16 protein-coding genes are annotated in these 14454 nt (G+C 44.8%); 5 read left to right on the top strand and 11 right to left on the bottom strand.

From position 1 onward, the window contains the following. Positions 1-294 precede the first annotated feature (294 nt). The 10 genes from Q4B82_RS02185 to Q4B82_RS02230 form a co-directional block, all read right to left on the bottom strand. Positions 295-1047 carry a Nif3-like dinuclear metal center hexameric protein gene (locus Q4B82_RS02185; RefSeq protein ID WP_303064792.1) on the bottom strand — a complete coding sequence of 251 codons (753 nt, stop codon included), beginning with the start codon at positions 1045-1047 and terminating at the stop codon, positions 295-297. A gap of 74 nt (positions 1048-1121) precedes the next feature. Then, on the bottom strand, positions 1122-1835 hold the full coding sequence (locus Q4B82_RS02190) for a 5'-methylthioadenosine/adenosylhomocysteine nucleosidase (RefSeq protein WP_303064793.1): 714 nt from the start codon (positions 1833-1835) through the stop codon (positions 1122-1124). Then, the gene (locus tag Q4B82_RS02195; protein WP_303064794.1) at positions 1832-2311 is read right to left on the bottom strand and encodes an S-ribosylhomocysteine lyase; all 480 of its coding nucleotides are present in this window, start codon (positions 2309-2311) and stop codon (positions 1832-1834) included. The genes Q4B82_RS02190 and Q4B82_RS02195 overlap by 4 nt, the downstream gene beginning before the upstream one ends. A 96-nt stretch (positions 2312-2407) precedes the next feature. Next, a complete protein-coding gene (locus Q4B82_RS02200; RefSeq protein WP_303064795.1) occupies positions 2408-3196 on the bottom strand; it encodes a thiazole synthase in 789 nt (262 codons plus the stop codon). A 21-nt stretch (positions 3197-3217) separates the two neighbouring features. After that, positions 3218-3412 (bottom strand): sulfur carrier protein ThiS, encoded by a 195-nt coding sequence (gene thiS, locus Q4B82_RS02205; protein ID WP_303064796.1) that lies wholly within the window; start codon positions 3410-3412, stop codon positions 3218-3220. Between the two features lie 58 nt (positions 3413-3470). Continuing rightward, positions 3471-4085 carry a thiamine phosphate synthase gene (thiE, locus tag Q4B82_RS02210; protein WP_303064797.1) on the bottom strand — a complete coding sequence of 205 codons (615 nt, stop codon included), beginning with the start codon at positions 4083-4085 and terminating at the stop codon, positions 3471-3473. A 9-nt stretch (positions 4086-4094) separates the two neighbouring features. Then, positions 4095-5201: an FAD-dependent oxidoreductase gene (locus Q4B82_RS02215; protein WP_303064798.1), complete on the bottom strand. Its 1107-nt coding sequence runs from the start codon at positions 5199-5201 to the stop codon at positions 4095-4097. 43 nt (positions 5202-5244) lie between these two features. Next, entirely contained in the window at positions 5245-5901 is a 657-nt protein-coding gene (locus tag Q4B82_RS09490; protein ID WP_368501322.1) for a YbaN family protein, read from the bottom strand. Next, positions 5898-6485 (bottom strand): DUF1415 domain-containing protein, encoded by a 588-nt coding sequence (locus tag Q4B82_RS02225; protein WP_303064799.1) that lies wholly within the window; start codon positions 6483-6485, stop codon positions 5898-5900. Before Q4B82_RS02225 ends, Q4B82_RS09490 begins: the two co-directional genes overlap by 4 nt. A 112-nt stretch (positions 6486-6597) precedes the next feature. Further along, a complete protein-coding gene (locus Q4B82_RS02230) occupies positions 6598-8262 on the bottom strand; it encodes an electron transfer flavoprotein-ubiquinone oxidoreductase (RefSeq protein ID WP_303064800.1) in 1665 nt (554 codons plus the stop codon). Positions 8263-8438: 176 nt separating this feature from the next. On the opposite strand from Q4B82_RS02230, the gene Q4B82_RS02235 reads away from it, so the two are divergent. The 5 genes from Q4B82_RS02235 to fmt all read left to right on the top strand — a co-directional run bounded on the left by Q4B82_RS02235 (position 8439) and on the right by fmt (position 13605). Continuing rightward, positions 8439-9164: a uroporphyrinogen-III synthase gene (locus Q4B82_RS02235; RefSeq protein WP_303064801.1), complete on the top strand. Its 726-nt coding sequence runs from the start codon at positions 8439-8441 to the stop codon at positions 9162-9164. Between the two features lie 51 nt (positions 9165-9215). Beyond that, entirely contained in the window at positions 9216-10541 is a 1326-nt protein-coding gene (locus Q4B82_RS02240; RefSeq protein WP_303064802.1) for a uroporphyrinogen-III C-methyltransferase, read from the top strand. 3 nt (positions 10542-10544) lie between these two features. Next, positions 10545-11747 (top strand): heme biosynthesis HemY N-terminal domain-containing protein, encoded by a 1203-nt coding sequence (locus Q4B82_RS02245; RefSeq protein ID WP_303064803.1) that lies wholly within the window; start codon positions 10545-10547, stop codon positions 11745-11747. A gap of 74 nt (positions 11748-11821) precedes the next feature. Continuing rightward, on the top strand, positions 11822-12562 hold the full coding sequence (locus Q4B82_RS02250) for a pseudouridine synthase (protein WP_303064804.1): 741 nt from the start codon (positions 11822-11824) through the stop codon (positions 12560-12562). A 113-nt stretch (positions 12563-12675) separates the two neighbouring features. Next, positions 12676-13605 (top strand): methionyl-tRNA formyltransferase, encoded by a 930-nt coding sequence (gene fmt / locus Q4B82_RS02255; RefSeq protein WP_303064805.1) that lies wholly within the window; start codon positions 12676-12678, stop codon positions 13603-13605. A 414-nt stretch (positions 13606-14019) separates the two neighbouring features. Here fmt and Q4B82_RS02260 read toward each other — a convergent pair whose 3' ends face one another. Continuing rightward, positions 14020-14406: a diacylglycerol kinase gene (locus Q4B82_RS02260; RefSeq protein WP_303064806.1), complete on the bottom strand. Its 387-nt coding sequence runs from the start codon at positions 14404-14406 to the stop codon at positions 14020-14022. Positions 14407-14454 lie beyond the last annotated feature (48 nt).

Consider the following 14454-nt stretch of genomic DNA (forward strand, 5'->3'; position numbering starts at 1 on the left):
CAGAATTGAATTTCCCTTTATTTGTAAACCAATTACATGATATTGATTTTCAAATGTGTTGTGGATAGGGGGAGTTGAAATGTAAATGGATTGTTAAAAATAACCGCATCTGATGTTGTATGATGCGGCTGCGAAGATGAATACAGCAGGTAGTCGTTTTGTCCTGCTTTTTCACTTCTACGACCCTATGCAAGATGATGCATACAGGTTCTTATACTTATAAAGTTGTATAAATTAAAAAGCTGCCTGAAAGCTTTTTCATGTTTTCAGGCTGCTTGCTTTGTGCTGTTTCAATTATGCTGGATTGGCTTCATCAAAAAAACGGTGTTCTACACCAAATTCGGCGACCAATGCCGCACCTAATGCCTGAATACCGTAGCGTTCTGTGGCGTGATGACCTGCGGATATGAAAACTGTGTTTGTTTCATTGGCAAGGTGGTATTGGGCTTCGGAAATTTCGCCTGTGATGTAAACTTGCGCCCCTTGTTCTATGGCTGCCTGAAAATAGCCTTGTGCACCGCCTGTACACCATGCAACGGTTTTTAGGCTGCCTGAAACCGTACCTACATAAATGGGTTTTCTGTCTAATCTTTGTTCCAGTTGTGTGAGTAGGGCTGGTAGGGTTTGTTGGTTTTCAGGCAGCATACCGATGTTGAGTAGGTTTTGTTCACCAAAACTGGCGTGGTGTTGCCAGTTCATTTTTATGGCAAGTTGGGCGTTATTGCCCAAAGTAGGGTGTGCATCAAGTGGTAAGTGGTAGCCTGCCATATTGATATTGTTGTTGATGAGACTGGCGATGCGGTTTTTTTTCCAACCCGTGATGACGGTAGGTTCGCTTTTCCAGAAAAAACCGTGATGTACCAAAATCATATCGGCTTGTTGTTCAATGGCATAATTAATTGCGGCTTGGCTGGCAGTTACGGCGGTGATGATGCGTTTGATGTTGTCCCTACCTTCTATTTGTAAACCATTGGGGGCGTAGTCTTTGAATTGGTCAATGTGCAAAGTTTGGTTGCACCAGTTAATTATGGCTTGGCGTGTGGTCATTTTGATTGAGAATGGAAATGAGGTTAGTATTTTTCAGGCAGCCTGATTGTGTGTTTAGGCTGCCTGAAACAGTTTTAGAGTGCGTTGATGATGTTTAACACCATTTGTGCTGAATGTTGGGAAGCGATTTGCAAAAATTCTTCAAAACTGATTGAGGCATCATCAGAAGCACCATCGGAAATGGCGCGAATGATGACGAAAGGCAGTTTTTGTTGAGTGCAGGTTTGGGCAATGGCTGCTGCTTCCATTTCTACTGCTAAAACATCGGGAAAATATTTCAAAATTCGTGCTTTATCGTTTATTTGGTGGATAAATTGGTCGCCACTGACGATTAAGCCTTGTTGCACATGTGCGTTTTTGAAAGATTGTGCCGCGTGTGTAGCGGTGTGGATAAGTTGGCTATTGCTGGCGTAACGCGCGGTTTGCTTGGGGACTTGACCGAAAGTGTAGCCAAAAGCGGTAACGTCCACATCGTGATGAGCGGTTTCTGTGCCGATGACCACATCGCCAATGTGCAAGTCTGCGCTCATTGCGCCTGCGCTGCCTGTGTTGATGATGATGTCGGGGTGGAAGTGTTCACTTAATAAGGTGGTGGCAATGGTGGCATTGACTTTGCCTATGCCACTTAAACTCAAAACAATGTTTTTACTCGCAATCTTCCCTGTGTAAATGATGAAATTGTCATTGACAAAAGAATGGGTTTGTAAATCATTGAGTTGACTTTCCAGTAGCGCAATTTCGGCTTCCATTGCGCCGATGATGCCTATGGTTTGTGCTTTGATGCTCATGCAAAAATCTCTTCCCATTCTTGGCGTTTTGCCAATAAATCGCGTGCGATTTTTTGTGCACCTTCTAAACTGTGGCTGGCTGCCCAACCGCATTGAACCACATTACAAGCAGGTACTTCTGTGGCGTAGATAACGTCATTTAGGGTTTTTTCAATTAAATCCAGCGCATCTTGGTATTCTGGCATGTTAAGTAGGGTAACGTAAAAACCTGTTTGGCAACCCATAGGGCTGATATCTACGATTTTGTCGGAATGGTTGCGTGATAATTCTGCCATTAAGTGTTCTAAAGAATGTAGGGCAGGCATTTCCATATGGTCTTGATTGGGTTGGCACACGCGCAAATCGTATTTGTATATGATGTCGCCATGTTCGCCATCTGTTACGCTGGCAAGACGAACGTAAGGAGCTTTGACTTTGGTGTGGTCAAGATTGAAACTCTCAACATTCATTTTTTTTTCGGAAGTAATCGTATTCATGATGTATTTTGTTTAGGTGGAAAAGTGTTGGATTATAAATGTAAAATAGGCTGCCTGAAAGTTTTGTGTGTTTTCAGGCAGCTTGAATACTGTTGTTTAATATTCGGTTGAGTGCCAGAAAGGTTGTCCTACTGTTGGTGTACTGGCTTGTGCGCGTTGTTGTGCTGGCATGGGGCTGGCTTCAAAAGCGGCGCGACCTGCTTGAATGGCAAGTGCAAAAGCTTGTGCCATGCCAACTGGATTGCCTGAACGCGAAACGGCGGTATTGAGCAATACGCCATCAAAACCCCATTCCATAACTTGTGCGGCATGAGACGGTAAGCCTAAACCTGCGTCAATGATTAAGGGGGTATCAGGTAGGCGTTCACGCAAAACTTGCAGCGCGTAGGTATGTACTGCACCTAAACCTGTACCAATCGGAGCTGCCCAAGGCATCAGGGCTTGACAACCTACATCCAATAAACGGCGACAGGCAATCAAATCTTCGGTGCAATAGGGCAGTACTTTGAAACCGTCTGCAATCAGAATTTCGGCGGCTCTGACCAGTTGAAACACATCAGGTTGTAAAGTGTCGTCATCGCCAATCAGTTCCAGTTTAATCCAATTGGTTTCAAAGACTTCACGCGCCATTTGTGCGGTGGTAACCGCTTCTTGTATGCTTTGACACCCTGCGGTATTGGGTAAAATGGGTATGCCTGTTTGTTGTAAAAGTTGCCAAAAACTGTGTCCGTGCGTTTCGTTTGCTTGGGTGGCTCGGCGCAGGGCTACGGTTATCATGGCGGGTTGTGCCATTTGTAGCGATTGGTGCAAAATTTCGGTCGTAGGGTAGGCGGCTGTGCCGAGCATTAAGCGAGAAGGAAAGATGTGTTGATAGAGTTGTAACATGGTTTCTCCGAGTGTGTGCGATTAACCACCTGCTACTGGGTGCACGATGTCCAAAACATCGTTTTCGTGTAAAACCGTTGTGGCATAAGCACTTTTGGTGATGAAAACGGTGTTGATGGCAACTGCAAAAGGGGTTTGTGGTGCGACTTGGTCAAGCAATTCAATCAGTAGGCTGCCTGAAAATTCAAAAGGTGTGCCATTGAGTATCAGTTTCATGGTTTTTCTCTCCTGATTATGTAAACACGATTTGTTTTATTGTTTTTCAGGCAGCTTATTATTGCCACAAAGCCTGAAAAGCTTTGACCACCAATTCGGGATTATCGGACTCGGTTATGGCGCGTACCACAGCTAAAGAAGCCACACCTGTTGCCAAAACGGCTTGGGCATTATTTAAGTCAATGCCACCGATGGCAACCACAGGTGTATTGCCTGCTTGTTGTACATAAGCACGCAATTTTTCTAAACCTTGTGGTTCAGTAGGCATCTGCTTGGTGGCGGTTGGAAAAATCGCGCCACTGGCAACATAACTGGGGGCAAGCGATAAGGCGCGGTCAAGTTCGGAAATGGAATGGGTGCTTAAACCCAAGCGTAAGCCTGCTTGGGCAATGGCGGTAAAATTAGCAGTATCCATGTCTTCTTGTCCCAAATGTATGCCATAAGCACCTGCATCGATTGCCATTTGCCAATGGTCGTTGATGAATAATTGGGTTTTGCTGTGGCGGCAGGCTGCCACACAACGTTCAATTTCTTGATACAAGGCTTTACCTTGTAAGGTTTTGTTTCGCAGCTGTACGGTATGGACACCTGCCTTAACCATGCGAATGATCCAGTTAGCATCAGGCAGCACAGCATAAAATTTTAAAGGGCGAATTAAACGTGGAAAAGTCATTGTATTCTTTCAGGCAGCCTTAATATAAGGTAAACCGTTCTCATCATCGCATTCGGGAATATTTGAACCCGAAGCCAATAATTTGAGTAAACGCAGTGCAGCGGACGTTACCGCAGGGGCAATTAAAAAGCCATGTCTAAATAAGCCATTGATTTCAATTAAACCTTGTTTGAGATTGTAACGAATTTCGGGTTTGTGATGCATTAGGGTGGGGCGCAAACCCACGCCCAATTCTAAAATACTGGCTTCGCCAAAAGCGGGGTGTATGGCATATAAAGCAGAAAGTAACTCCAAACCTGAGCGCACGCTACAGGGTGTTTGGCTTTCGCTTTCAATTTGGGTTGCGCCGACCACAAAAACATGGTTTTCTTTGGGTGCAATATAGAGTGGGTAACGGGGATGCAGCAGGCGAATGGGACGATTGAGCGTGATTTCAGGGGCAAAAACCCGTGCCACTTCGCCACGTACGCCACGCAGATGATTGTTTTCAGGCAGCCTGTTCCAATCGTTTTTGGCTCCGTAACCACGACAATCCAACACAAAATCAAAATCATTGTATAAATCGCTTGGTGTTCGGGTTTGTTGCCAATGACAGGCGGCATGATGGTGCATTAATGCGGTATTTAATGACAATAAGATTTGTCGCCCATCTAATTGTCCTTCATATGGTAAATAGAAACCTGTGCCAAAACGTCCTGCTAGTTGTGGTTCATATTGAGCAATATCGTTGCTTTGCCAACGCTGCATGGGATTATGCATGCCTGTTGTGCGTTGCAGATGTTGAGCAAAATGTTGTGATAAGGCTTTATCTTGTGGGTGCCACACAATTAAGCTGCCATTTTCTTGCATCATGGGTTTTTCAGGCAGGCTGTTGATGAGTTCACGCCACAAAGCCATACTTTGTTGTCCTAAACATATGATTTCAGGCGGTGAATCCAATGATTCTGCCAAAGGTGCCAACATGGCTGCTGCCTGAAAAGCAGCGGATTGTTCGCCTTGGGGTGTACCTTTGTCAAACAACGAAACACGAAAGCCTTCACGAGCCAAAGCCAGTGCGTTTAAACGTCCCAGTAGTCCGCCGCCCAAAACGGCGATATTGAGTGTGCTTGAATTCATTTCGCAGGTTTCAAAAAATGGGGATTTTCAGGCTGCCTGAAAATCAGGCATTGGGTAAACGTGCCATCCATAAACCGACACACAGGCACACAATGCCTGTGCCTACGCCAACGTACCATCGTTCAGGGAATTTTACAATTAAACCGATGGACGACAATGCCATCATGCTCCAAGCCAAGTATTTACCACGTTTGGGAATGGCACGACGTTCTTCCCAGTCGCGTACCATGGGACCAAAGAATTTGTGCTGGTGTAGCCAACGGTGAAAACGCGGTGAAGCGCGTCCCCAGCATGCAGCGGTCAGCAGAATAAATGGTGTGGTGGGTAAAACGGGTAATACTGCACCCATGATACCCAATATTAGTGAAATTGCACCAATCAGCCATAATACACCATTGATAAAAATGCTGCGTAATTTGCTTTGCGGCATGGCGATGATGACCACAATCGGCACAATCAGCAATAAACTGGATAACAGCCAAAAATAGGTTTGTGAAGCTGCGATATGGGATAAACTTTGTGGTAAAAATACCGCAACCAAAGCCAATATTGTCAGTATTAATAGACTGATGCAGATAAAGGTACGCAATAATAGGCTTTTGTGGCGACTAGGGGGTAACATGGCAATCATTACAAAAGGAATGATGAATAAAGCCACGCACATGACACTGAAAAGGTAATTTTGGTAAATAGGATTCATGATGGCTTCTCATGGGAAAAAGGACAGCGTGGTATGTTCAGTTTATCCCAACCTATTTGTCCCATTTCTTGTAACAATTTGATGTTTCGTTCAAAAATCACAGATGGATCGGGAAAGGCTTCTGTGGCTTTGGTAATGCTGTTTTCACGGATTAAGTGTAAAGTGGGATAGGGGCTACGGTTGGTATAATTGCTGATGTCGTCTGCATCGGTGTTGGCAAACTGGAAGTCAGGGTGAAATGGGACAATTTGAATGATGCCTTCTGCTTGATTATCAGATAAAGTGGCTTCGGCGATGTCCAACACATCGTTGAATACCAAAAAATCAGGAAACAAAGTGGGGTGAACCAATAAAGTGGTTTCCAATTCTTGTGGTGACTTCTCCAGTAATAATTGCAGTTCGCGGTCTAAATCTTCTAAAAAACCATCTAAATGTTTGGCATGGCTTACCGCGATGCGAATTTGTCCTTTAACGTAAGGAGCTTTGGCAAAAGGACATAAATTCAAACCAATAACGGCTTTTTCTAACCATGCATTTGTGTGGAGAATAATGGTTTCATCATCAAATGGTATGTGGGTATTCATAAATGGCATTGTTTTTCAGCTGCCTGAAAATGGTAATGGGTTTAATTATTTACCGAGTTTAACATATTTCAGGCTGCCTGAAAGCCGATATTTCGGTCAGGCTGCCTGAAAACTACATCGCGCCATAATTGGGTCCACCGCCACCTTCTGGACAAACCCAATTGATGTTTTGGGTGGGGTCTTTGATGTCGCAGGTTTTGCAATGCACGCAGTTGGCGGCATTGATTTGCAAACGCGGTACGTTGTTTTCTTGCACAATTTCGTACACACCAGCAGGGCAATAGCGCGTTTCGGGGCTGGCATAATCGCGGTAATTCACATCGATTGCCAAGCTGGGGTTTTTTAATTGCAAATGAACGGGTTGATTTTCTTCGTGCGACACATTTGCCAAAAACACGCTGCTCAATCGGTCAAAAGTGAGCTTGCCATCTGGCTTGGGATAGTGAATGGCTTGAAACAAATCGGCTTTTTTCAGGCTGCCTGAATCGCTGCCGTGATGGGAAATTGTCCAAGGCGTTTTGCCTTTGAAAACATATTGTTCCAAAGCCGTGTATGCCATGGCAGGCAGCAAACCCCATTTAAACGCAGGGCGAATATTGCGCGCTTGGTGCAATTCTTGATACAACCAACTGTTTTCAAATAAAGTTTGATACTGTGTGGCGATTTTGCCTTTTTCAGGCAGTGCATCACCCAAATCGTCCAAAATCGGAAAAATCGCTTCGGCGGCAAGCATGGCAGATTTCATTGCCGCGTGGCTGCCTTTAATGCGCGGCACGTTCAAAAAACCAGCCGCATCGCCAATCAAAACCCCACCTTCAAACGCCAATTTAGGTAAACTTTGCAAGCCGCCTTCTACCAAAGCGCGCGCACCATAGGCAATGCGTCTGCCGCCTTCCAGCATGGGGCGAATGGCGGGGTGCAGTTTCAAGCGTTGCATTTCTTCAAAAGGCGACAAATAGGGATTTTGATAATCCAAACCCACCACCAAACCAATGGCAATTTGATTGTTGTCCAAATGATAAATGAATGAACCGCCATAGGTTTTGCTGTCCAAAGGATAACCCACGGTGTGCATTGCCAAACCTGCCTGACATTGCTCGGGCGACACTTCCCAAATTTCCTTAATGCCCAAACCATAAGTTTGCGGTTGGCTGTGTTTGTCCAGCGCAAATTGTTTGATGATTTGTTTGCTCAACGAACCGCGCGCGCCTTCGGCAAACAGCGTTTGTTGGGCGTGCAATTCCATGCCTGCCTGAAAATTTTCGGTGGGGCTGCCATTTTTGTCCACGCCCATATTGCCTGTTGCCACGCCTTTTACGCTGCCATTTTCGTGATACAAAATCTCGCTGGCGGCAAAACCTGCGTAAATTTCCACGCCCAACAATTCGGCCTGTTCAGCCAGCCATTTGCACAACAAGCCCAAGCTGATGATGTAATTGCCCTCGTTTTGAAAACTGGGTGGCGTAATCGGCATGGTAAACGATTGATTTTCAGTCAAAAACAAAATTTTGTCTTGCGTAACCGTGCGTGTGAGCGGCGCGCCCAATTCGCGCCAATTCGGAAACAATTCGCCCAAAGCAATCGGGTCAATAATCGCCCCCGAAAGGGTGTGTGCGCCCACTTCGCTGCCTTTTTCCAAAACGCAAATGCTGATTTCACGTTGATTTTGTTGGGCAATTTGTTTTAATTTGATGGCGGCGGTTAAGCCAGCCACGCCTGCGCCAACAATCACCACATCATATTGCATGCTGTCGCGTTCAATTTGGGTGGGATTCATGGTGTTCCTTTTGATTTTTATGTATGAATGTGGTTATGTGGCTGCCTGAAAAATCAGAAAATGCGATGGTGGCTGCCTAACTAAATATGAAAACTGTATTTTAACATTTTTTGCAGCAGTTTTCAGGCAGCCTTAAACTGCCGTACAATTTGGTTTTGCTTGATTGAGAACGATTGATGAGTGTGCAAAAAACCATTTTGCTGGTGCGTCCAGCCAATCGCGTGGTAGCAGACTGTGTGTTATGTCAGCAAAATGCTTGGCAAGCTGTACCATTTTCGCCGATTTGCATTCAAGAGCTACCTGAAAACATGAATATGCTGCCTGAAAAAATGTGGGCTGCGGCAGCGGTTTTTTGGGTCAGTCCTACTGCGGTAGAGATGGCGGCTGATGTTTTACAAGTACACGATTGGCAAAATGCGCGACACATTGCAGTAGGACAAGCCAGCGCAGAGATGTTGCGACAAAGTGGGGCATCGGAAATTTGGGTTAGTCAAACAGGAAATGACAGCGAAGCGGCATTGGCATTGCCTGTTTGGGACAGGCTGCCTGAAAATGCCAATATTTTGATTGTGCGTGGCGAAGGTGGGCGTACATTTTTGGCGCAACAATTAAGGCAACGTGGTTTTCAAGTTCAATTTGCTGAAATTTATCGTCGAGAAATACAGAAATTGGATTGGTCGGTGTTTCAGGCAGCCCAAGCACAAGCAGCATGGCTAACTTCGGTGCAACAAGCATATGCCTTATTTGAACAAGTGCCGCAGACAATGGCGCAAAAGCTGCAATCCTTGTTATACTTCACGCATCACACGCGCATTGCCCAAGTTTTGTTTGAGTTGGGTGCGCTCAACGTTCATGTGGTGCCAGACTTGCAATTTGCACTCAATATATTGAACAGTAATTAAAAATTTACAATTCATCTGTGTTTTAACACATTTTCAGATACGGAGACCATGATGAGCGATACCCCTAATACACCCACGCAAGATGACAAAAACACCGTCATAAACAGCGAATATCATGCTCAAAATACCTTATCCAACCCTGTTCAGGCAGCTACATCGCCTGTTGTGGTGCAACAAAATGGTGGCAAAGGTTTTGCTGTCGGTGCATTGGTATTGTCTGTTTTGGCTTTAGGTGCAAGTGGTTTGTTGTTTGTTCAAGGTCAAAATACCTTGAAAAACCAAGATTTGCGTTTTATTCGTGAATTGGATAAAGCGGGTTTGGGCAATAGTCAAAACGCACTTTTATTGGAAAACAGTTTAAATCAACAAGAAAAATTACATCAGCAATTGATGGAACTAAACCATGCACAAAATGCCACCACACAACACATCAAAGGCATTGATGCGGCTTATGCTGAATTGCTGAAAGGTCGCGTGAATTGGTTGGTTGATGAAACCGAAGTTACATTGAATATTGCTTCGCAGCAACTGATTTTATCAGGCAATGTGCCTGTGGCGGTTGGGGTATTGGAAAATGTGGAGCAACGCCTAAGTCGTTTTGAACAAGCGGAATTATTGCCGATTAAACAAGCAATTAGTCAAGATTTGGCAGATTTGAAAAACCGTCCATATTTGAATGTAACGGCTTTGACTTTGCGTTTAGACCGTTTGCAAAGTGCGGTATCCAGTTTACCGCTGACTTTGGACGATACCCTAAAAGAAAAAAATGCCCCCGAAGCGATACCACAATCAGGTGGTTTTTGGCAACGTACTTGGGATAGTACAGTAGCTTTAACCAAAAATATGTTTGAAGTACGCCATTTAAGCAGCTCGGATACCATGTTGCTTTCACCCGAACAAGTTTATTTTGTGCGTGAAAACCTGCGTTTACGTTTGCTTGATGCGCGTTTGGCTTTACTGCAACACAATGGTGAAATCTATCAAAACGATTTGAATGCGGTTGCAACAACGGTAAAACAGTATTTTGACACCGCATCGCCCAATACACAGGCATGGTTAAAAGAATTGGAAGAGTTAAAATCATTGGAAGTACGCATGGTATCTGATGATGCTTTGAAAAACAGTTTGGCAGCCGTGCGACAATATCAAAACAACGTCCGCACAGCGTTGCCTGTGAAGCTGCCTGAAACCGCACCAGCAATGACTGCTTCTGCCGTATCAGTTCCTGCTTCTACACCCGTTGCACAAAGTGCCAGTCATGCGTTTGCACCAAAAATTGCTTCCAATCCAGAATTGCTTGAAATATCAAAAGTCAAAACAGCCAGCGAAGTGGTTCAGGCAGCCAGTCAAAGCAGTACGAAAAAAGAAGGGAAGTAAACCATGAAACAGTTGATTTGGATTGTGGTTTTGTTTGCTATTGCCATTGGTTTGGCAATCATGGCAACCACATACAGCGGTAATGTGTTCATTATGGTGGAAACCCATTTGATACGCATCAATCTTCATGCCTTTATTCTGGGCTTAATTATCGCGGTTTTTGTGTTGTATTTATTGATTAAGCTGCTGATTGGGATTTTGACTACGCCTGAAAAATTGAGTTTATTCGGTAGTCGCCGAAAAGGTCGTAAGGCAACAGAAACATTGAATGCAGCAGGCTTGGCATTTTTTGAAGGACGTTATCAAGATGCAGAACAATTGACCGCTAAATTATTGAAAAATAAAGAAGTAGGAAAAAACCGTGTTTTGGCATTGATGTTGGGTGCGCACGCCGCCGACCAAAGCGGCAATGTGGCTTTGCGTGATGAATACCTTGCTGAAATTGCCAAGTTGCCTGAAAAACAACAGCTTTCACGTTATTTGTTGGTAGCAGAAAGTGCCATTAATGCCCAAGACCACGATAAAGCGGAACACAATCTCAAAGCTGCTGCACAAATCAATCCACGCTTAACACGTTTGGTACGGTTACAACTACGTCAAGCTGCTGCACAAAATCAGCCTTTATTGGTGTTGGATAAAATTGACAAATTGAACCGAGCAGGTGCGATGGGTCAATCAGAAGTCAATGCTTATACCGAACAGGCTTATCGCAGTCTAATTGACATGGTAAGTGATGCAGCCAGCATAAAAGCCTGCCTGAAACGTATTCCTGAAGCGCATCAATATGGTGCATTAAGTGTCAGCATTGCTCAAAAATACGTTTCACTTGGTTTATATGGGCAGGCGGTAGATTGGGTGAACAAACATTATCCCACTAATCAAAATGCCGATTTATTACCAAGCTTTGTGCAAAGCGTCCCCTATTTGGATGAATACGCACAACGTAAAGCAATTGATACCGCCGATGCGTGGCTCAAACATAATCCCGATGATGCCAAGTTATTGATGCATTTAGGTGAATTGGCATACAGTCAGCAACTGTGGGGTAAAGCCAAAGCTTATTTAGAAGCCAGCCTTGCCATCTCTCCCAGTAATGTGGCACGCTTGGTATTGGCAAAAGTATTGGAACAGATGAATGAAACCCAACAGGCTGTGGCACAACGCCGCTTGGTATTAGACAATTTAGCGGAAAATGAAACGGCATAATTCCCGATGACAAAGGCTGCCTGAAAGCCAAAACGGTTTCAGGCAGCTTGATTTATTCTGATGAAAGAAACGCAATGAATGATGCAATTTCTCCCATTCGCCTGTCCAAACGCATGGCAGAATTGGGTTTATGTTCTCGCCGTGAAGCCGACAGCTATATTGAACAAGGCTGGGTCAAAGTAAACGGACAAATTGCGGTATTGGGGCAAAAAGTTCTGCCCAGCGACCGCATTGATTTAGACAAATTGGCATACCAAAAACAAGCCGAACGCGTAACCATTTTATTGAACAAGCCCATTGGTTTTGTCAGTGGGCAGCCTGAAAAAGATTATCGGGCGGCGGTGGAGCTGATTACTGCCGAGAATCACTGGGACGGCGACACCAGTCGCATTGCATTTCAAGAAAATCACAAAAAAGGACTGGCACCCGCAGGACGCTTGGATATTGATTCAGTTGGCTTATTGGTTTTAACCCAAGATGGACGCATTGCCAAACAATTAATTGGTGAACATTCAGGCAGCGAAAAAGAATACTTGGTACGCGTAAAAGGACAGCTCATTGAAAATGGATTGGCTTTACTCAATCACGGTTTAAGTTTGGACGGCGAAAAATTGCGCCCTGCCAAAGTAGAATGGCAAAACGAAGATCAACTGCGTTTTGTGTTAAAGCAGGGGAAAAAACGTCAAATTCGCCGTATGTGTAAACTGGTTGGTTTGCGTGTAGTGGGTTTAAAACGCATTCGGATTGGCAAAATCAAATTGGGGCGATTGCCCGAAGGAAAATGGCGTTATTTGTCAAGCAATGAGCGGTTTTAGGATTACATGTATTTCAAACACGAGTAAGCATTTTTTAGGAATAGGCTGAAATTTTTGCAAAGGTTTCAAGCTGCCTGAAAAGTGATTGATGAAACAAAAAAGGAAATAGCACAATGAAAGTGATTTTTGCTGGCACGCCCGATTTTGCGGCGGCTGCCTTAAATGCGATTGTGGACGCTGGCTTTGATGTGCCTTTGGTTTTGACCCAACCCGACCGCCCCAAAGGTCGCGGTATGCAGTTGCAAGCCAGCCCTGTGAAATTGGCGGCTTTGGCGCACGGTTTGCGCGTTGAGCAGCCTGAAAAATTGCGTGGCAACGATGAGGCTTTGCAAATCTTGCGCGATGTGCAAGCCGATGTGATGGTGGTGGCGGCTTATGGTTTGATTTTGCCGCAAGATGTGCTGGACACGCCCCAACATGGCTGCCTGAACATTCATGCGTCTTTGCTGCCGCGTTGGCGCGGTGCTGCGCCCATTCAACGCGCGATTGAAGCGGGCGACACGGAAACGGGCGTGTGCATCATGCAAATGGACGCGGGTTTGGACACGGGCGCAATCGTCAGCGAACACCGCTACATCATCAAAAACACCGACACCGCCAACGAAGTTCACGATGAATTGATGAAATTGGGTGCGGCAGCGATTGTGGCGGATTTGCAGCGTTTGCAAGTTTCAGGCAGCCTGAAAAGTGTGCCGCAGCCTGAAAATGGCATCACTTACGCACAAAAATTGTCCAAAGACGAGGCGCAAATCAACTGGCAAGAATCTGCCGAAATCGTGGCGCGAAAAATCCGCGCGTTCAACCCCGTGCCTTGCGCGTGGACGCTGTGGCAGGGCAAGCCGATGAAAATTTGGACGGCACACCCGGTGGCGCAAAATGGCACGGCAGGCACGGTGCTGGCGGCAAACGCCAACAGCATCATCGTGGCGTGTGGCGATGGCGCAATTTGCATAAGCGAATTGCAAGCGGCTGGCGGAAAACGTTTGAATAGCAAAGATTTTTTGGCTGGACGCGATGTGGCGGTGGGCGAATTTTTTGCGTGAATGCTGCCCGAACTTGTTTCGTGTTGCTACAAAAAAGCGTACCAATTTACCAAGTTATCCAATTTGATACAGCGTAAATTGGATACTTGTATTCGATAAATCTTGTGATTTCAGGAAAATATCGGATATAAGTATCCGACCTGCGGAGAGTTTGGCGTGTGTTTGTTCAAAGTGTGGAATACTACATTCACAGAGAAAATGCGAGTTATTCTGTTTCAGGCAGCTTGACAATTTACGACAGAAAAACGGTTTTGTCTTCGGTAACTGTTTTTTTAAGAAAGTAAGCCAAATACATTAAAATGGTGGGTGCAAGTCCCTAATTTATGGTCTTTTCAAATACAGATATACAGCATTGTCAACGCCATTATGTATTTACTATTTGAAACAACCATAAATTTTCTTATTTCTAACCCATTAAAATAAGGCAATACCCCACAAAATCGTCAATAAAATCATTGCCAGCAATTGTGCTGCGGAACCGACATCTTTGGCACGTTTTGCCAAAGGGTGTTTTTCCAATGAAATGTAATCCACAATGGCTTCTATGCCTGTGTTGAACAATTCCACAATCAGTGATAAGAACGATGCGGTAATTAAAATCATGCGGGTGTTGTTGCCCAAATCTAAACACCACACCAAAATCAGCAAAATGCCATTGAGCCAGACCAGCTGCCTGAATGCGGCTTCATTTTGCCAAGCGGCGTGTAAACCATCTTTGGAGTAATGGGCGGCATTGATGATACGAGTAATGCCACCTTTGCCTTTCATGTCGTTTACATGGGTTGGTTCTTGTTGATTCATCTGATTTTTCCATTTAATTGTTTGATATTTATTTGGGTTTCAGGCAGC

The organism is Alysiella sp. (assembly GCF_030525755.1).
Lineage (GTDB): Bacteria > Pseudomonadota > Gammaproteobacteria > Burkholderiales > Neisseriaceae > Simonsiella.